General features: G+C 72.7%; 16 protein-coding genes and 1 pseudogene. 8 read left to right on the plus strand and 9 right to left on the minus strand.

Going from position 1 to position 17,347, the window contains the following annotated elements:
• Positions 1 to 90 precede the first annotated feature (90 nt).
• The 5 genes from ACZ43N_RS27780 to ACZ43N_RS27800 all read right to left on the minus strand — a co-directional run bounded on the left by ACZ43N_RS27780 (position 91) and on the right by ACZ43N_RS27800 (position 4,706).
• On the minus strand, positions 91 to 1,479 hold the full coding sequence (locus ACZ43N_RS27780) for a hypothetical protein (protein ID WP_468101503.1): 1,389 nt from the start codon (positions 1,477 to 1,479) through the stop codon (positions 91 to 93).
• A gap of 38 nt (positions 1,480 to 1,517) precedes the next feature.
• Positions 1,518 to 2,642 (minus strand): hypothetical protein, encoded by a 1,125-nt coding sequence (locus ACZ43N_RS27785; RefSeq protein ID WP_468101291.1) that lies wholly within the window; start codon positions 2,640 to 2,642, stop codon positions 1,518 to 1,520.
• Between the two features lie 13 nt (positions 2,643 to 2,655).
• Positions 2,656 to 3,378 carry a peptidase gene (locus ACZ43N_RS27790; protein WP_468101293.1) on the minus strand — a complete coding sequence of 241 codons (723 nt, stop codon included), beginning with the start codon at positions 3,376 to 3,378 and terminating at the stop codon, positions 2,656 to 2,658.
• Positions 3,379 to 3,504: 126 nt separating this feature from the next.
• On the minus strand, positions 3,505 to 4,020 hold the full coding sequence (locus ACZ43N_RS27795) for an ATP-binding protein (RefSeq protein WP_468101295.1): 516 nt from the start codon (positions 4,018 to 4,020) through the stop codon (positions 3,505 to 3,507).
• A 317-nt stretch (positions 4,021 to 4,337) separates the two neighbouring features.
• Complete coding sequence (locus tag ACZ43N_RS27800; protein ID WP_468101297.1) at positions 4,338 to 4,706, minus strand: STAS domain-containing protein; 369 nt, start codon at positions 4,704 to 4,706, stop codon at positions 4,338 to 4,340.
• A 248-nt stretch (positions 4,707 to 4,954) separates the two neighbouring features.
• Between ACZ43N_RS27800 and ACZ43N_RS27805 the strand changes: the two genes are divergently transcribed.
• Complete coding sequence (locus tag ACZ43N_RS27805; RefSeq protein ID WP_468101505.1) at positions 4,955 to 5,857, plus strand: RNA polymerase sigma factor SigF; 903 nt, start codon at positions 4,955 to 4,957, stop codon at positions 5,855 to 5,857.
• A 122-nt stretch (positions 5,858 to 5,979) separates the two neighbouring features.
• Here the strand turns inward: ACZ43N_RS27805 and hutI are convergent, their stop codons facing one another.
• The 4 genes from hutI to hutU form a co-directional block, all read right to left on the minus strand.
• Entirely contained in the window at positions 5,980 to 7,302 is a 1,323-nt protein-coding gene (hutI, locus tag ACZ43N_RS27810) for an imidazolonepropionase (RefSeq protein ID WP_468101299.1), read from the minus strand.
• Positions 7,299 to 8,654, minus strand: a complete 1,356-nt coding sequence (locus ACZ43N_RS27815; protein WP_468101301.1) for a formimidoylglutamate deiminase — start codon at positions 8,652 to 8,654, stop codon at positions 7,299 to 7,301. Before ACZ43N_RS27815 ends, hutI begins: the two co-directional genes overlap by 4 nt.
• The gene (locus ACZ43N_RS27820; protein WP_468101506.1) at positions 8,651 to 9,856 is read right to left on the minus strand and encodes an allantoate amidohydrolase; all 1,206 of its coding nucleotides are present in this window, start codon (positions 9,854 to 9,856) and stop codon (positions 8,651 to 8,653) included. Before ACZ43N_RS27820 ends, ACZ43N_RS27815 begins: the two co-directional genes overlap by 4 nt.
• 101 nt (positions 9,857 to 9,957) lie before the next feature.
• The gene (gene hutU / locus ACZ43N_RS27825) at positions 9,958 to 11,700 is read right to left on the minus strand and encodes a urocanate hydratase (protein WP_468101303.1); all 1,743 of its coding nucleotides are present in this window, start codon (positions 11,698 to 11,700) and stop codon (positions 9,958 to 9,960) included.
• Between the two features lie 156 nt (positions 11,701 to 11,856).
• Here hutU and ACZ43N_RS27830 point away from each other — a divergent pair, with 156 nt between their 5' ends.
• The 7 genes and pseudogenes from ACZ43N_RS27830 to ACZ43N_RS27860 all read left to right on the plus strand — a co-directional run.
• Positions 11,857 to 13,287 carry a type III PLP-dependent enzyme domain-containing protein gene (locus tag ACZ43N_RS27830; RefSeq protein ID WP_468101305.1) on the plus strand — a complete coding sequence of 477 codons (1,431 nt, stop codon included), beginning with the start codon at positions 11,857 to 11,859 and terminating at the stop codon, positions 13,285 to 13,287.
• A gap of 375 nt (positions 13,288 to 13,662) precedes the next feature.
• The gene (locus ACZ43N_RS27835) at positions 13,663 to 14,061 is read left to right on the plus strand and encodes a hypothetical protein (protein ID WP_037692967.1); all 399 of its coding nucleotides are present in this window, start codon (positions 13,663 to 13,665) and stop codon (positions 14,059 to 14,061) included.
• Complete coding sequence (locus ACZ43N_RS27840) at positions 14,058 to 15,032, plus strand: hypothetical protein (protein WP_468101307.1); 975 nt, start codon at positions 14,058 to 14,060, stop codon at positions 15,030 to 15,032. Before ACZ43N_RS27835 ends, ACZ43N_RS27840 begins: the two co-directional genes overlap by 4 nt.
• Before the next feature lie 37 nt (positions 15,033 to 15,069).
• On the plus strand, positions 15,070 to 15,678 hold the full coding sequence (locus tag ACZ43N_RS27845; RefSeq protein WP_468101309.1) for a roadblock/LC7 domain-containing protein: 609 nt from the start codon (positions 15,070 to 15,072) through the stop codon (positions 15,676 to 15,678).
• Positions 15,679 to 15,692: 14 nt separating this feature from the next.
• Positions 15,693 to 16,067 carry a roadblock/LC7 domain-containing protein gene (locus ACZ43N_RS27850; RefSeq protein ID WP_033524857.1) on the plus strand — a complete coding sequence of 125 codons (375 nt, stop codon included), beginning with the start codon at positions 15,693 to 15,695 and terminating at the stop codon, positions 16,065 to 16,067.
• A 185-nt stretch (positions 16,068 to 16,252) separates the two neighbouring features.
• Complete coding sequence (locus ACZ43N_RS27855; RefSeq protein ID WP_468101311.1) at positions 16,253 to 16,948, plus strand: lipoprotein; 696 nt, start codon at positions 16,253 to 16,255, stop codon at positions 16,946 to 16,948.
• A gap of 12 nt (positions 16,949 to 16,960) precedes the next feature.
• Positions 16,961 to 17,325 (plus strand): annotated as a pseudogene (locus ACZ43N_RS27860) (amino acid permease); the annotation flags it as partial.
• Positions 17,326 to 17,347: the final 22 nt, after the last annotated feature.

Below are 17,347 nucleotides of genomic sequence, written 5' to 3' on the forward strand. Positions count from 1 at the left end.
CAGGACCGGCCCGGCTCCGCGTGGGGCCGCCGCATCTCCGGGTGCGGCGGCCCCACCGGCTTCTCCGGACTTGTCTGCCGGGCGCGGGGCTCAGCGCAGATACCGGCGCGGCATGAACGTGAAGACCGCGCCGCCGAGCAGGGCCGTCGTGCCGGCGACGAGGGCCAGCGCCTTGAGCGTGCCGTGACCGCCGTCCGCGCCCGTGTCGGCGAGACCGCCGCCCGGGGCTCCGCCGGAGGCCGTGCCCGAGCCGGACGCGGAGCCGCCCGCGGAACCGGACGACGAGGAGCCGCCGGCCGCGCCGCCGGGCTGTTCCTCCGTGTCGAGGGTGAGCGAGACCAGCGACTCGGCCGGGGTGCACGTCGTGGTCGTACCGAGCGCCTTGATCGTCAGCACGCCCGGGGCCAGCGTGGACTCACCGCTCGCGCCCGGCTTGTAGGTGCCGGTGAGGTCGGGGATCTCCATGGGGTCGCCCGCCTTGATCGGCTCAGAGTTCGTCGGTCCCTCGACGTGGACGGAGCCCTTGTCGGCCCCGCCGAGGACGATCTCCATGGCCGGTTTCACCGAGTCCGCGGGGATGTCGGCGGGGCTGTCCATCACGGACTTCTTGAACCGCACGGTGAGGTCGAAGCTCCCACCGTCCTTCGTGGCGTCGATCTGCACCGGCGAGACCACGCTCCGGTCGCCGATGGGCGTCCTGCAGTCGTAGGGAACCCGGACCTCCTTGCCGGGGAAGTCGGTCTGCCCGCCACCGCCGCCGCCCGTGGCGGAGCCGCCGCCGTCCGAACCGCCGCTGGTCGTACCTCCGTTGGTCGTGCCGCCGTTGGTCGTGCCGCCGGAGGTCGTGCCCGAGGTGGTCGTACCACCCGAGGTGGTGCCCGAGGTCGTCGTACCGCCGGCCGTCCCGCCGGCGGTGTTGCCGCCCGACGACGCGCTCCCGGTGGTGCCGCTCGTACCGGTGCCGCCCGAGGTTCCGCCGCCACCGGTGACGTCGATGGTCGCCCCGGCCGTCACCGGTGCGGTCGGCGCGCACCTGGTCTGGGTCGAGAAGACGTCGATGGCGTACGCGTCGGGGGTGAGGGTCACCGCGCCGGGTGCCGTCAGTTTCAGGGTGCCCTTCATGGTGGAGAGGACCATGGCGCCGCCCTTGGGGATGGCGGGGTTCTCGCGCGGTCCCTTCATGACGACGTCGGTGGTCTGCGCCCCGGCGGCCTTGAGGATGCCGCTCGGCTGGACGGTGTTGGCGGGCAGGTCGATGAGGTCGGGGTTCTTGGAGGCGGCCTGGACGAACTTCCACACCACCTCGACCTCGTCCCCGACCTTCGCCGTCCGCGGGGCGGTGATCTCCACCTTGGTCGTGCCCTCGACGGGCGGCAGCCCGGAGACCGGCGGCGGCACGCACTTCGTCGCGTACGCCACCTCGCCCGCGTACGCCGGCACGGCCGCCGCCCCCAGCAGGGCACCGGCCCCGCCGAGCATCAGGGCGACCCCGAGTGCACTCGCTCTTCGCTGCGCTCTCACGCGCTTCCCTCTCTGGTCGGAGATGTGGGGCTGTCTTCCCTCGGTGCGGAGAGCGCCCCGGTCGCCGTAGTCCCCGGATCGGTGTCCGGTGTGAACCACGGCAGGACCGGGGTCGTACGAGAAGTCGTGCGGGCCCCGGACGACGACGGGCGGGGTCCGGCGTGCGCGCCCGTCGACGCGCCCCGCCAGGGGAGCCGGCGGGTGAGTCCGGGGAGCAGAGCCGGTCGGCCGGACACCCTGCCGCGCGGCCGGGTCCGGTCCACCACCGCCAGTCCGACGCGGAACAGCGCGGCCGGGACGACGAGGCAGAGCAGCAGCCAGAAGAGGGTGACGCCCCAGGGGCGTCCCACACCCCAGGGGTGTTCGGCGAGAACCTTGCCCCCGTAGGTGAGGGAGACGGTGTAGTCACCATGGGCCCCGGCGGCGAGTTCCACGGGCAGGGAGATACGCGCCTTCCTCCCCGGCTCGATCGTGCCGCGCCACTGGTGGTCCTCCCACTGCGGCGCGTACACCCCGTGCGACGTGCCGACCTTGAAGACGGGGTCCTTGACCGGGGAACCGCCCACATTGCCGACGGTGAAGGCGAGTTCGCGGGTGGCCGGTGCCCCGAACCAGGTCAGCAGCCCGCTCGTCCCTCTCAACTCCGTGTCGGTCAGCACGGACAGCCGCCCGCCGGTGGCCTCCGGGGGCAGCGGCTCGACCGAGTGCCCGGCGACCTGGAACGCCGCGAAGGCCTCCGCCTTCTCCCCCGTGATGGTGGCGACGCGTACGACGCACGGGCAGGGCACCGGTGGCTCCGCGACCGGCACCTTCCGGCTGAAGTCGCCCTTGCCGTCGGCGGTCACGGCCCGGCCGTCGGCGTTGGCGCAGGAGTCGGTACCGCCCGGCACACCCCGCGAGGGTGCGGACTGCCCGCAGATCAGGATCATCAGCAGCGCCTTCGACCGCCATCCGCTGCCGGTGACGGTGAGGGAACCGCCGGTTCCCGCCTGCGACTTGGACAGCGTGACGGTCGGCCCGTCCGCCGCCACGGCCGGCCCGGCGCCACCGCCGAGCGGCGCGCCGAGCGCGAACGCCAGCGCGAGCACGACCGCCGGCACGCGGAACCGCCCATTCCTCACCTCGCCGCTCCCCTCAGCGGCGTACGGTCTGATTCCTGCGCGTCACCCACAGCACCCCCGCGGCGCCCGCGAGCAGCACGGTGCCGCCGAGCGTGCCGAGGGCGACCGTCGAGTCCAGGGGGCCGGTCCGGGGCAGCTCACCGCCCGAACCGCCGGCGCCGTTCGTGCCGCCGGAGGCCGAGCCGCCCGACCCGCCCCCGCCCGCCGCGGTGACGTCCAGCGTCAGCGACGGCCCCGGGTCGTTGCCCGGTGTGCAGGTGGTGACCGTCCCGAGGGCCTTGATGGTGAGCACACCGGCGGTGAAGTCGACCTTGCCGGTCTTCTTCGGGGTGTACGTCCCGCTCAGATCGTTGATCTTGATGGGGGTGTTGGCCGGAAGGGCCTCCTGGTTGGCCGGCCCCGTCACGGTGAGCGTCCCGCTCTCGGCCCCGCTCAGCCTGATCGTGGCGCTCGGGCTCATCGCCCCCTTGCCCAGCTCCACCGGGCTGGACGAGACGCCCTTCTGCCACGACATGGTGATCCGGTAGCCGCTGCCGCTCTTCACGCCCTTGATGTCGATGGGCGAGACCGCGGACTTGTCCCCGATCGGCGTCTTGCAGTTGTACGTGACGTCCACGACCTCGGCATGGGCCACCGGAGCGGCCATCAGCACCGCAGAGCCGGCCAGGGCCACGAGGGACGTGAGCGCGGCGGTTCGTTTCTGGTACGTCCGGTACGACACCTCGGCACCCCACATTCTGACGGAACATCAGATCGGCCGCTCAAGGTACGCCGGGGGTCTTGAGGAGGGAAGACACACGCAAGTGTCGGATGTGTGTCGACGCAAACGGGCCCGCGAGGTTCTACGAGACTCCTGCCGCGCTCAGGCCGGGGCGCCCAGTTCCGCCCACACGGTCTTGCCGGAGGCTCCCGGGGTACGCACGACACCCCAGTCCAGGCACAGCCGCTGCACGATGAACATCCCGTGTCCCCCGGGCCGCCCCGCCCGGTGCGGTGTACGGGGGGCCGGGTTCCCGGTCCCCCGGTCGGCCACCTCGATCCGCAGCACCTTGTTGTCGCAGCTGATCCACAGCTCGGCCGGTCCCCCGGCGTGCAGGCACGCGTTCGTGACCAGCTCGGACACCACCAGCAGCACGTCCTCGGCGGCGGCCCGCTGGTCCGCGGTGGCGGCCGGCAGCCACCCCCACTCGTACAGCGCCTGGCGGGTGAAGTCACGGGCGAGCGGGACCACGCCGCTCTCGCCGTCGAAGCTCAGCCGGTGGGACCGGCGACCGGCGGCCGACGCCGCGGGCGGGGTCCCTCCGGGCGCCCCGGAAGCGCCGCCGACGCCCGGTTCCGGGCCGCGGTCGCCCGGCGAGACGGGCCGGGTGGTGCTCATCAGCGCTTCACCTCACCGATTCACCAGTTCACGTATCAGGACTCAAGAGTGCGGTACCGGGGCCCGCTGCACATGCTTTTTCCTGCCGTCATCCGTCATGCCATCCGTTTTTCCGTCGTCGCCGTCGAGCCGCGGGCCGGGGCTTGCGACCCGTCCAGGATGTCTCCTGCCCGAGCGAACCGTCAGAACACCCACGTTTTCGGCACGAAACCTGTGACGCCAGTAACCCATCGGTCACTGTGTGGCACCGGGGCAGGACTCCGCACGGTCCCGTCCGCCCACCCCCCGGGGGGCAGGCGGGACCGTGCGGACACGACCTAGGCGGACAGGGCCGCCTCGACGGTGTCATGGACGGTGAAGACGGCCTCGGCACCGGTGATCTCGAAGACCCTGGCGACCGCCGGCAGCATCCCCGCCAGATGGACCCCGCCACCCGCGGCCTCCGCCCGGAGGCGGACGCCCAGCAGGACGTTGAGTCCGGTGGAGTCACAGAACTCCAGCTGTGTGCAGTCCACCACAAGGCGGACGAAACCCTTGTCCAGGCAGCCCTCGAGTGGCTCACGCAACAGCTCGGCGGTGTGGTGATCGAGCTCACCCGCCGGCGTCACGACGGCGCTGGCGCCCTCTTCCCGCACCTCGACCCGTAGCCGGCCCGACTGTGCGCTGCCGACCGTCCCACGGTCCATGCCGTCATCTCTCCCGACCGTCGTGGCTGCTGACTCGCCCTCGAACACTACGCCTTCTCCACACTCCCCGACAGCCGAACAATCACCTACAACTGGACATTTCGCCACAGTAGGCACTTGCGACGGTGTCCCGGAACCGGGTAGGCCTAGTAGTGACACCAATCGACACGGCCGGCTTCGGAGGCGCCGCACACCGCAGTGCACGTATTGGCATCGGCGGCCATATGCCGAGAACGATGGAGGACATCATGTCACCCCGGCTCGACGAATCGCATACCCAGAGGGCGACGTCGACACCCTCTCTGGAAGACGGTCTCGACGACCTCGCCCACCAAGCGGGCGACACGCTCGCGGATCTTCCGGAGATCCCCCCGTACGACGAGGTGGGGCCGGTGGACGCACGGGCCCTGTCCAAGACCCTCTTCGAGCGGCTGGAATCGCTCGAGGAAGGCACGCACGAGTATTCGTACGTCCGCAACACCCTGGTGGAGCTGAACCTCGCACTGGTGAAGTTCGCCGCCTCCCGCTTCCGCTCGCGCAGCGAGCCCATGGAGGACATCATCCAGGTCGGGACGATCGGCCTGATCAAGGCCATCGACCGCTTCGAGCTCAGCCGAGGCGTCGAGTTCCCCACCTTCGCGATGCCGACGATCGTCGGCGAGATCAAGCGTTTTTTCCGCGACACGAGCTGGTCCGTGCGGGTTCCGCGCAGACTTCAGGAGCTCCGGCTCGACCTGGCCAAGGCCGGTGACGAACTCGCCCAGAAGCTCGATCGCGCTCCGACAGTGGGAGAGTTGGCGGAGCGCCTCGGCCTCACGAACGACGAGGTCGTCGAGGGCATGGCGGCGTCGAACGCGTACACGGCCTCGTCACTGGACGCCCAGCCCGAGGAGGACGACTCCGAGGGCGCGCTGGCCGACCGCATCGGCTACGAGGACCACGGGCTGGAGGGCATCGAGTACGTCGAGTCCCTGAAGCCGCTGATCGCGGAGCTGGCACCGCGCGATCGGAAGATCCTTTCCCTCAGGTTCGTCGCCAACATGACGCAGTCCGAAATCGGGGACGAGCTGGGCATCTCGCAGATGCACGTCTCCCGGTTGCTGTCCCGCACGCTGGTCCGCCTGCGCAAGGGACTGACCCTCGACGAGTAGCACGCGTCAGCCACGACGAAACATTTCGGCCGGGTGCGGCAGGAGTCATGCTCCTCCGCACCCGGCCGAACTGTGTCCGGGTCCCGGCCGTTCTCGGCCCGTCCCGTCCGGCGGTCGCCGGCTCACACCACGCGTACGCCCCTGCGCCATACGCCCGTGACCAGGGGGACGCCCGGCCGGTAGGCGAGATGGACGTGGCTGGGCGCGTCCAGCAGGACCAGGTCGGCGTAGGCGCCCGGAGCGAGGTGGCCGATGTCGTCCCGGCGCAGCGCCCGCGCGCCCCCGGCCGTGGCCGACCAGACCGCCTCGTCCGGCGTCATCCGCATGTCCCGCACGGCGAGCGCGATGCAGAAGGGCATGGACGAGGTGAAGGACGAGCCCGGGTTGCAGTCGGTCGACAGGGCGACGGTGACGCCCGCGTCGAGCAGGCGGCGCGCGTCCGGCCACTCGGCGCGGGTGGAGAACTCGGCGCCGGGCAGCAGCGTGGCGACCGTACGGCTGTGGGCGAGGGCGTCCACGTCGGCGTCGGTCAGATGGGTGCAGTGGTCGGCGCTCGCCGCGTCCAGTTCGACGGCGAGCTGGACGCCGGGGCCGTGGGAGAGCTGGTTGGCGTGGACGCGGGGGTGCAGGCCCCTGGCCTTGCCGGCGGTGAGGATCGCGCGGGCCTGGTCGCCGTCGAAGGCGCCCTTCTCGCAGAAGACGTCGATCCAACGGGCGTACGGGGCGCAGGCGTCGAGCATCTCGCCGGTGACGAGGGCCACGTACGCGGCGGGGTCCTCGGCGTGCTCCGGGGACACGATATGGGCTCCGAGGTACGTCACCTCGTCCGTGTGGCGGGCGGCGATGCGCAGTGCCCGCGCCTCGTCCTCGACGGTCAGGCCGTAGCCCGACTTCGTCTCGAAGGTGGTCGTGCCCTGGCGGAGGGCCTCGCGGAGGTAGCGGGTGAGGTTCGCCTCCAGTTCGTCGTCGGAGGCGGCGCGGGTGGCGGCGACGGTGGTGCGGATGCCGCCCGCGCTGTAGGCCCGGCCGGACATCCGGGCGTTGAACTCCGCGGTCCGGTCGCCCGCGAAGACGAGGTGCGAGTGGGAGTCCACGAAGCCCGGCAGCACCGCCCGGCCACCGGCGTCGACCCGATTGTCAGTGGCGGGTGCTTTGCTCTGTTCACCGGTCCACGCGATGCGTTCACCGTCGATGACGAGTGCCGCGTCCCGGATCAGACCGAGAGGGGGGCCTTCCCCGTTCTCGGAGGTGCTCGACGAGCGGGGGGACCCCCGTCCGAGGGAGGGGTCGTTGGTGACCAGGGCGGCGATGTTGGTGATGAGCGTGCTTGCGGTGCTCGCGGAGTGGGCGGGGCTGACGGTCGTCGGGCTGCTCATGGCGTCCTTGGTGGCCTGGTCGGCGGTGGGGTCGGGTTCGGACTCGGCGGGTGCGCGGGCGGGCCTCATCCGCGCAGCGCTGCGACGGCCTCGGCGAGGGCCTTCGGCACATCAGGTACGAGGGCGTGCGCCCCGTCCCGTACGACATGCCGACCGCCCACGACCGTGTGCGACACGTCTGCTGCCGACGCGGCGAATACAGCCGTCTCCGCACCCAGCCGTGGAAGCGGGCCTGCCGTCCTGACCGAGTCGAGCGCGATCGTCGTGAAGTCGGCGAGCGCTCCGGGCTCCAGGGAGCCCGCCTCGTCCCAGCCGAGCGCCGCGTGGCCGTCGGCCGAGGCCGCCCGCAGGAGGGCCGCCGCCGTCCAGTGGCCGCGGGTACGGCTGCGCAGCCGCTCGTTCAGCTCCATCGCGCGCGCCTCTTCGAACAGGTCGATGACGGCGTGGCTGTCGGAGCCGAGGCAGAGCGGGGAGCCGGCCCGTTGGAGGGCGACGGCCGGTCCGATGCCGTCGGCGAGGTCACGCTCGGTGGTGGGGCACATGCAGGTGCCGGTGCCGCTGCCGCCGATCAGCGCGATGTCGGTGTCGGTGAGGTGGGTGTTGTGGACGCCGGTGGTGCGGGGCCCCAGCACCCCGTGGTCGGCGAGGAGTTGGGTGGGGGTGCGGCCGTGCGCCTCGTGGCAGGCGTCGTTCTCGGCCGTCTGCTCCGAGAGGTGGATGTGCAGCGGGGTCCGCCGCTCCTCGGCCCAGCGCGCCACGGTCGCCAGCTGTCCGGCGGGCACGGCCCGTACGGAGTGGATGGCCGCCCCGATCCGCGCGTGATCCCGCTCCTTGAGAACAGAACAGCGTTCTGCCCAGGCGTCCGCGGTGCCGTCGGAGAAGCGGAGCTGGTGTTGGTCGGGTGCCTGGCCGAAGCCGGAGGAGAGATAGGCGGTGTCGAGGAGGGTGATCCGGATCCCGGCGTCGGAGGCGGCCGCGATCAGTGCCTCGCCCATGGCGTTCGGGTCGGCGTAGGGGGTGCCGCCGGGCGCGTGGTGCACATAGTGGAACTCGCCGACGGCGGTGATGCCGGCGAGCGCCATCTCCGCGTACACGGCCCGGGCGAGTGCGTGGTAGCTGTCGGGGGTCAGCCGGTGCGCCACCTGGTACATGACCTCGCGCCAGGTCCAGAAGGTGCCCGAGCCGACCTGCACGGTGGCCCGCAGGGCCCGGTGGAAGGCGTGACTGTGGGCGTTGGCGAGTCCTGGGAGGGTGAGTCCCCTCAGGGGTTCGGCGCCGGGGGGCGGGGCGGGGATGCCGGTGCGGACGGCGGTGATGCGGCCCGCCCGGGGGCTGCCCGGCCCGGCCACGGTCAGGGTCACGCCCGGCTCGACATCGCTGCCGAGCCAGGCGTGTTCGAGCCAGTAGGTCGTCTCCGTCACCTGCGGGCCAGCCCTTCCAGTACGTCGGCGAGCGCGGTCACCCCGGCCAGGCAGTCGTCCTCGGCTGCGTGCTCGGCCGGGGAGTGCGAGACGCCCGTGGGGTTGCGTACGAACAGCATGGCGGTCGGGACGTGCCCGGAGAGGATCCCGGCGTCGTGTCCGGCGCCGGTCCCGAGCACCGGCACCTTCAGCTCGGCGGCGCCCCGGCCGAGGATGCGGGCGAGTTCGTCGCGCAGGGCGTGCTCGAACTCGACGACCGGGGTGAAGGACTCGCGGACGACGTCCAGTTCGACCCCGTGGAGCTGGGCGTAGTCGCGGGCCGCCTCCTGGATCGCGCCGACGACCGTGTCCAGCGTCTCCTGGTCCTCGGCGCGGGAGTCGAGCCAGCCGCGGACGAGGGAGGGGATGGCGTTCACCCCGTTGGGTTCGACGGTGATCTTGCCGAAGGTGGCGACGGCGCCGGCGAGCCGTGCCTCGCGGCGGGCGGCGAGCACGGTCTCCGCGTACGACAGCATCGGGTCGCGGCGGTCGACGAGCCGGGTCGTGCCCGCGTGGTTGGCCTCGCCCCGGAAGTCGAAGCGCCACCGTCCGTGCGGCCAGATGGCGCTGGCGATCCCGACGGCGTCACCGGACAGGTCCAGTGCCCGTCCCTGTTCGACGTGGAGTTCGACGAACGCGCCGATCCGGGCGAGCCGCTCGGGGTCGGCGCCGATGCCCTCCGGGTCGTAGCCGGCGGCCTCCATCGCCTGTGGCAGGGTCACCCCGTCGCCGTCGGTGAGCCGGTGCGCCTGCTCGACGGTCAGCTGCCCCGAGCTGAGCCGGGAGCCCACACAGGCGAGACCGAACCGCGCGCCCTCCTCGTCGCCGAAGTTCACGATCCCGACCGGCTTGTCGAACCGGGCTCCCCGGGCACGCAGTTCGTCGAGCGCGGCGAAGGAGGACACGACACCGAGGGGTCCGTCGAAGGCGCCGCCGTCCGGCACGGAGTCGAGGTGGGACCCGGTGACGACGGCGTCCCCCTGCCGGGGGTCGCCCAGCCAGGCCCACTGGTTGCCGTTGCGGTCGACCTCGTAGTCCAGCCCCCGGTCCCGGGCCTGCTCCTCGAACCAGGCCCGGCACTCGGCGTCCGCCCCGCTCCAGGCGAACCGCCGGTATCCACCGGAGTCGGGGTGGCGCCCGATGGGGAGCAGCTCACGCCACATCTCGTGGAAGGAGGCGCCGCCCGGCCCGGCCGGGCCCGCGGGTGCCGGTGGGGCGGCGGCCCCCGCCGGGGAGCCGCCGTCGTGCCCGCGCTGGCTCGGGGTCACGCGTCCTCACCCTCGCCGGTCGCGGCCTCGCCGCCTTCGCGCATCGGCACCCGTACGCCCCGCTCGTCGGCGACCGACTCGGCGATGTCGTAGCCGGCGTCGACGTGGCGGATCACGCCCATGCCGGGGTCGTTGGTGAGGACGCGGCGGATCTTCTCGCCGCCCAGCTTCGTGCCGTCGGCGACCGTGACCTGGCCGGCGTGGATGGAACGGCCCATGCCGACGCCGCCGCCGTGGTGGAGGGAGACCCAGGACGCCCCGGACGCCACGTTCACCATGGCGTTGAGCAGCGGCCAGTCGGCGATCGCGTCCGAGCCGTCGAGCATGGCCTCGGTCTCGCGGTAGGGCGAGGCGACGGAGCCGCAGTCGAGGTGGTCGCGGCCGATCGCGAGCGGCGCGGCCAGTTCCCCGCTCGCCACCATGTCGTTGAACCGCTCGCCCGCCTTGTCCCGCTCGCCGTAGCCGAGCCAGCAGATGCGGGCCGGGAGCCCCTGGAAGTGCACGCGCTCGCCGGCCATCTTGATCCAGCGGGCGAGGGACTCGTTCTCGGGGAAGAGATCGAGGATCGCCTTGTCCGTCTTCGCGATGTCGGCGGGGTCGCCGGAGAGCGCCGCCCACCGGAAGGGGCCCTTGCCCTCGCAGAACAGCGGCCGGATGTACGCGGGGACGAAGCCGGGGAAGGCGAACGCCCGCTCGTAACCGGCGAGTTGGGCTTCGCCGCGGATGGAGTTGCCGTAGTCGAAGACCTCGGCGCCGGCGTCCTGGAAACCGACCATGGCCTCGACGTGCCGGGCCATGGACTCGCGGGCGCGGGTGGTGAAGCCGGCCGGGTCCTTGGCGGCGTAGGCGGCCATGTCGTCGAAGTCGACGCCCACGGGGAGGTACGCCAGCGGGTCGTGGGCCGAGGTCTGGTCCGTGACGATGTCGATCGGGGCGCCCATGGTGAGGAGCTGCGGGACCAGGTCGGCGGCGTTACCGAGGACGCCGATGGAGAGCGGCCTGCGCTGGTCGCGGGCCTCGACGGCCAGCTGGAGCGCGTGGTCCAGGGAGTCGGCCTTCACGTCCAGATAGCGGTGCTCGATGCGGCGTTCGATGGCGCGCGGGTCGCAGTCGATGCAGAGCGCGACGCCGTCGTTCATGGTGACGGCGAGCGGCTGGGCGCCGCCCATGCCACCGAGGCCGGCGGTGAGGGTGATCGTCCCGGCGAGGCTGCCGCCGAACTTCTTGGCGGCGACTGCGGCGAAGGTCTCGTAGGTGCCCTGGAGGATGCCCTGGGTGCCGATGTAGATCCAGGAACCGGCGGTCATCTGGCCGTACATGGTCAGGCCGAGCTGTTCCAGGCGGCGGAACTCCTCCCAGTTCGCCCAGTCGCCGACGAGGTTGGAGTTGGCGATGAGGACGCGCGGGGCCCACTCGTGGGTCTGCATGACCCCGACGGGGCGGCCGGACTGGACGAGCATCGTCTCGTCCTGCTTGAGGGTCCTCAGCGTGCGGACCATGGCGTCGAAGGAGCGCCAGTCGCGGGCGGCCTTGCCCGTGCCGCCGTAGACGACGAGCTTGTCGGGGTGCTCGGCGACCTCGGGGTCGAGGTTGTTCTGCAGCATGCGAAGGGCGGCTTCCTGCTGCCAGCCCAGGGTGCTCAGTTCCGTACCGCGCGGGGCTCGAACAGGACCGGGGGGCGGCCCGTAGGGCCTCGGTTGAGGGCGGTGGTGGGAGACGGGCGGGCGGGGTCCTGACACGGGTCTGCCTCCTCGATTTACAGCAACTATTCACATCCTGACCCGATGAATAGAGCTAGTCAATACGCCCGTACGCCAGCGACGGCGCGCCGCGGATGTTTGGCTGGACACACTGGGTGCATGGGCCCGGGAACGACACCACCGCGGGGGGACGAGATGGGAGACGCGACGCACGGGGCCGACGGGACGAGGTCCGCCGCCCGGCGGGACGAGGGCGTCGAGACGGACGCCGAGCACACGCTCCGCCTGTTCGAGACGGATGACGAGCGCGCGGCCCGGCGGGACGACGCCGTACGGGCGGCCGTGGAGCAGGGGCTGCTCGGTCCGGGCACGCCGCTGCTCGGGCTGCTGGACGTCACCGGGATACGGGCCTCGGCGGCGGCGCTGCGGCGGGCGTTCGACGAGGTGACGGCGCCCGGCACGCCGGTACTGCACGCGTTCGCGGTGAAGGCGACGCCGCTGGTTGCGGTACTGCGGCTGCTGCGCGAGGCGGGGATCGGCGCGGAGGTCGCGAGCGCCGGCGAGCTGGCCCTGGCGCGGGCCGCCGGGATGTCGCCCCGGCAGACCGTGCTGGACTCCCCCGCCAAGACCCCGGCGGAGCTGCGGGAGGCGCTGGCACTGGGCATCGCCGTCAACGCGGACAATCCGCAGGAGCTGGACCGCCTCGACGCGCTCGTCCGCTCGGCCACCACCCGCTCCCCCCTCGGCATCCGGGTGAACCCGCAGGTGGGCGGCGGTGCGATCGACGCGCTGTCCACAGCGACGGCCACCTCGAAGTTCGGGGTGCCGCTCCGGGACGAGGGCGCCCGGGAATGGGTCGTACGGGCGTATCTGGAGCGGCCCTGGCTGAGCCGGCTCCACGCGCACTCCGGGTCACAGGGCATGCCGCTCTCGCTGATGACCCGGGGGATCGCGGAGACCTACGAACTGGCCGAGGAGATCAACCGGCGGCTCGGGCGGCAGCAGATCGACACGATCGACATCGGCGGCGGGCTGCCCGTGAACTTCGCGTCGGAGGCGGCGACACCGACGCACGCGCAGTACGCACGGCTGCTGGCGGAGGCGGTGCCGGGACTGTTCGACGGACGCTACGGACTGGTCACCGAGTTCGGGCGGTCACTGCTCGCGAAGCACGGGACCGTGCTCGCGCGAGTGGAGTACACCAAGAGCGCGGGCGGGCGGGCCGTCGCGGTCACCCACGCGGGAGTGCAGGTGGCGGCGCGGACGGTGTACGAGCCGGGGGCGTGGCCGCTGCGGATCGCCGTGTACGACGGCAAGGGCCGCGTGAAGGACGGGCCGGCGGTCGTGCAGGACGTGGCCGGACCGGCCTGCTTCGCGGGCGATCTGCTCGCCCGGGGGCGCTCGCTGCCGCGTCTCGAACCGGGGGACTACGCGGCGGCGCTGGACACCGGGGCGTACTACTTCGCCCACCACTACGGCTACAACTCGCTGCCCCGGCCCGCGATCTACGGCTATGCGCCCGGCGAGGGCGGAGTGCGCTTCGCGGTGGTCCGGCGGGCGCAGACGACGGAGGAGATCGTCGGAGAAGCGGGCGGCGGGGAGCGGTCGGGGCTTCTGGGGCTCTGACTCCCGCCTTTCCCGTCGGGTGAACGCCGTGCGGCGGACGCGGACTGTCCGCGGTGGGTCGCGGCTCCGCGCCTCCGGCAGCGCGGGGGGCGCCCGGGATATCGAATGCTTCTCCTTGTGCGCCCCTCGATCCCCCCATCATGGTCGATGCCGGACGGCCCGCCCAGGGGCGGTATGCGAGTCGACCGCATACCCCCACCTCAGGGCACCGGCCGCCCTCGCGGACCTCAACGGCGAGGAAAATGAGGTAAGTCGACCCACCTTAGTCGCCTCTCCGCATGTTCCGCTGGAAAATGCCGGATCGCTCACCCCTCGCGCACACGTTGCGTAGCGTCTGCGTCACTCAGCCGAACCGCAGGCAGGAGGGGAGCCACGGTGCCCGGAATCGACGAGTGTCTGGTGGAGGCCATGAGGCTGCCCGGTGCCCTGGGCGCCGCGGTGGTCGACTGGACCAGCGGGCTGGCGCTGGGCACGGTCGGGGAGGCCCCCGGCGGTGACCACGAGACGACGGCGGCGGAGGCGGCGGAACTGGCCCGGCTGGCGGCGGAGCACCGGGCCTTCGCCCCGGAGGAGGGTTCGGACTGGTCCGGGGCCGATCTTCCGGTCGAGGACCTGATCGTCAGCAACCGGGACACGTACCACGTACTGCGCTTCGTGCGGACGACGTTCGACAGCAGTGTCTTCCTGCATCTGTGGCTGGCCAGGTCGGACGGCAATCTCGCCCTGGCCCGGATCCGGCTGGGCGAGATGGCCGGGCGGCTGGTGCTGGCATGAGCGTGATCACCAGGTCGGCGCCCCCGCTGCCGGTGCGCGGCGAGCACACCCGGCACGCCGTCTCCCCCATGCTGCACCGGCTCGCCGCCGAGCGCGCCACCGGCGTTCTGCTGCGCGAGTCCGGCTCGCTCTATCTGTCCGAGGGCGAGGTCGTGCACGCCGAGAGCCCCCGGTCACCCGGGCTCGACGTACTGCTCAGGGCCGGCGGCGTCCTGGACGGCGACGGCTGGCGGGAGGCCGTCGACACGGCGGGGGCGGGGCTGCGCGTCGGGCGGTTCCTCGTCGACAGCGGACGGGTCGCGAAGGGCGCGCTGGAGCTGTGCCACGCGGGCGCGATGTTCGACGCGGCGTACTTCGTGCTGGGTCCGAGCAGCGCGCCGGCCCGCTTCCGTTACGGGGCCGCGCACTGGCTGGGACCGATACGCCCGGTGCCGGTGGCCACGGTCACGCGGGAGGCGTTGCGCCGCCGGGATCTGCTGCACCGCATCTGGCCCGACCCGGCGACGGACGACGCCCCGCTGATGCGGGCGGTCGGCCTCTCCTCCCCCTCGGTCCCGGTGCGCCAGGAGGCGGTGCTCGACCAGATCAACGGCTTCCGCACGGCCGCCGACATCTCCCTGACCCTCGGCCGCCCCACCTTCCACACCCTGGTGGCCGTCCGCCGCCTGGCCGCGGCGGGCCTGATCTCCCCGGCACCACCCCGCCCGCCCAGGATCCCACCGGCGCCGCACACCCCACCGGTCCACTCCGGGCCGGCACCGGCCGCCGCCCCGGACGGCACTCCGGCTCCGGCGGTGACGACCGCCGCCCCCGGCCGCACCGTGCCGACGCCGGCCGCGGGCCAGGGCCACGCCCCGCCGCACCCCGAGTCCGTCCCCGACGCCGTCCCCGTCCCACCGTGGCCGCCCGTCACCACCGACCCCGACATCGCCCTACTGCAAAGGCTCAGGGATGCGCTGGAGGCCCTTTGAGCGGCAGCGGGAGCGTCCCGCCGAGAGGAGATCACCCATGGCCGCCGAGGCCGAAGTCCTCGACGAACTGCACCGGTTGCGGGCCCGCGTGCCCCAGCTGACCGGGGCGCTCGCGGCCAGTGTGGACGGGCTGGTGCTGGCCCATGACACCCCCGGCGTGGAGCCGGAGGGCCTGGCCGCACTCACCGCCGCCGCACTGGGCGTCGCCGTACGCATCACCGACGCGGGCGGCAGGGGCGACCTCCGCGAACTGCTGCTGCGCGGCGAGCAGGGCTATGTGGCGACCTACGCGGCGGGCGCCTCCGCCGTGCTCACACTGCTCGCCCAGGACCGGGTCAACGTGGGGCGGCTGCACCTGGAGGGCCGGCGGACCGGCACCCGTATCGGCGAACTGGTGGACGCCTCGCCCCGCCGAGCGGCCGACCCGGCCGGCACCAGGGCCGCCATCAGGCCCCCGGCCGGCACCGGCCGGAGCCCGGCCCGGTCGCTCGCCCAGACCACGACCCCGAGCACCGACCCGACCCCGTCGCGGACGCCGTCCGGGGCCACGGTCAGGTCGGCCATGCCCCGCCGGACGCCCGGCGCCACGACCCCCCGATCCACCCCCCGAACCGCTCCCAACGCACCGACCACGTCAGAGAGTTGAAAGGACCGCACACCATGGCCAACACCGAGACCGCACTCAAAGAGGCCCTTGCGTCGATCGAGGGCGCGACCGGCGCCGCCCTCGTCGACTACACCAGCGGCATGGCACTGGGAACGATCGGAGGCAGCAAGGGTTTCGACCTCACCGTCGCCGCCGCCGGCAACACGGATGTCGTCCGCGCCAAGTTGCGCACCATGGAACATCTCGGTCTCAAGGGCGAGATCGAGGACATCCTGATCACCCTTTCCGACGCCTACCACTTGATCCGGCTGCTCACCGGCCGCGGCGGCAACGGCCTCTTCCTGTACCTGGTGCTCGACGCCAAGCGGGCCAACCTGGCGATGGCCAGGCACCAGTTGAAGAGGATCGAGGCGGAACTGGAGGTCTGACGCGACCTTCTCCGCCGACAGCCCAGCCACGAGGCGGCGCACCCCGACCGGGGCGCGCCGCCCAGGCGTGTCCCGCCCTTCCCTGGACAACCGCCCACCCTCGCACCCGCACCCGCACCCGCACACCCGCGCGAAGGGCACGCCGCCCCTCGGCTACCGTGTCCGCCTCGGGTCGAGAGGAGAAGGTGACGGTGCGAAGAGCGGTACGGGGGGCGGCGCTCGCCCAGGTGGCGGTGCTTGCGGGTCTGTTGGCGGGGTGCTCGGAACCGGCGGAGGGCAATCGGACGAAGCCGTCGGCCGTGGCCGGCGGGGCGGCGGAGTCCGCCGGCTCGGGCAAGGGGGACGACACCGCCGTGAGCGGCGGCTCGGTCGGCACGGCCGGTTCCGCCTGCGAGTTGCCGGTCGCCTTCGACACGGCGGAGAAGTGGAAGGCGGAGGCCGTCGACGCCGGGGCCGCCGAGGGCGGGGACGAGGTCGCCGCCGAACTGGCCGAGGCACTGCTGCACCAGGGCCCCTTCACCGCCGCCTGCGAGATCGACGCCAAGCCCGCCGGGAACATCGGCTTCATCCGGGTGTGGACCGGCGAGGCGGGCGCGAAGACCGGGGACGCGCAGGCGCTGCTGAAGGAGTTCGTGAAGGCCGAGGGCGACACGAGCAAGGCGAAGTACAGCGACTTCTCCTCGGACTCCGACGTCTCCGGCGCCGAGGTCGAGTACCTCCACACCAGTGAGGCCCTGGAGGAGACGAAGAAGGAGCGGGCCTTCCTCACCGTGACCCCCGAGGGCCCGGTCGTCGTCCACCTCGGTGGCTTCGACACCCAGGAACACGAGGAGATGCTCCCGGCGTACGAGCTGGCCAAGCGGACACTGCGCGCCACCTGAGCCCGCACCTCCGTCCCCCGCCGCCGCACACCGGTCGTGGGCATCGTCTTCGTCACCGTCCTGGCGATCGGCCTGGTGTCCACCGGCGAGATCGAGGGTCTCGGCGACACCACCGCCTTCCTGCTCCTCTGCGTCTTCGCCACCGTCAACGTCGCGGTGCTGGTCCTGCGCCGCGACCGGGTGGAGCACGCCCACTTCCGCACCCGACGGTCCCCCCGGTCCTCGGCGCCCTCGGCGCCCTCACCGCCCTCGTCCTCGCCGGCCCGCCGGCCGACCGCCCGGCCGAGGTCCACATCCGCGCGGGCGTCCGGCTGGCCATCGGCATCGGCCTGTGGGCGGTGAACAAGCTGGTGCTCCGCGTACGCGGAGAGGCCTGACCGCGCGTCAGCGGCGTCCGGC

This window comes from Streptomyces sp. NPDC030814, assembly GCF_055572155.1.

Coding starts and splice junctions, on each gene's coding strand:
- ACZ43N_RS27780 (WP_468101503.1), bottom strand. CDS start 1,479: ATGCTCGGCGGGGCCGGTGCCCTGCTGGGGGCGGCGGCCGTGCCGGCG.
- ACZ43N_RS27790 (WP_468101293.1), bottom strand. CDS start 3,378: ATGTGGGGTGCCGAGGTGTCGTACCGGACGTACCAGAAACGAACCGCC.
- ACZ43N_RS27795 (WP_468101295.1), bottom strand. CDS start 4,020: ATGAGCACCACCCGGCCCGTCTCGCCGGGCGACCGCGGCCCGGAACCG.
- ACZ43N_RS27800 (WP_468101297.1), bottom strand. CDS start 4,706: ATGGACCGTGGGACGGTCGGCAGCGCACAGTCGGGCCGGCTACGGGTC.
- ACZ43N_RS27805 (WP_468101505.1), top strand. CDS start 4,955: ATGTCACCCCGGCTCGACGAATCGCATACCCAGAGGGCGACGTCGACA.
- hutI (WP_468101299.1), bottom strand. CDS start 7,302: ATGAGGCCCGCCCGCGCACCCGCCGAGTCCGAACCCGACCCCACCGCC.
- ACZ43N_RS27820 (WP_468101506.1), bottom strand. CDS start 9,856: ATGTGGCGTGAGCTGCTCCCCATCGGGCGCCACCCCGACTCCGGTGGA.
- ACZ43N_RS27830 (WP_468101305.1), top strand. CDS start 11,857: ATGGGAGACGCGACGCACGGGGCCGACGGGACGAGGTCCGCCGCCCGG.
- ACZ43N_RS27840 (WP_468101307.1), top strand. CDS start 14,058: ATGAGCGTGATCACCAGGTCGGCGCCCCCGCTGCCGGTGCGCGGCGAG.
- ACZ43N_RS27845 (WP_468101309.1), top strand. CDS start 15,070: ATGGCCGCCGAGGCCGAAGTCCTCGACGAACTGCACCGGTTGCGGGCC.
- ACZ43N_RS27850 (WP_033524857.1), top strand. CDS start 15,693: ATGGCCAACACCGAGACCGCACTCAAAGAGGCCCTTGCGTCGATCGAG.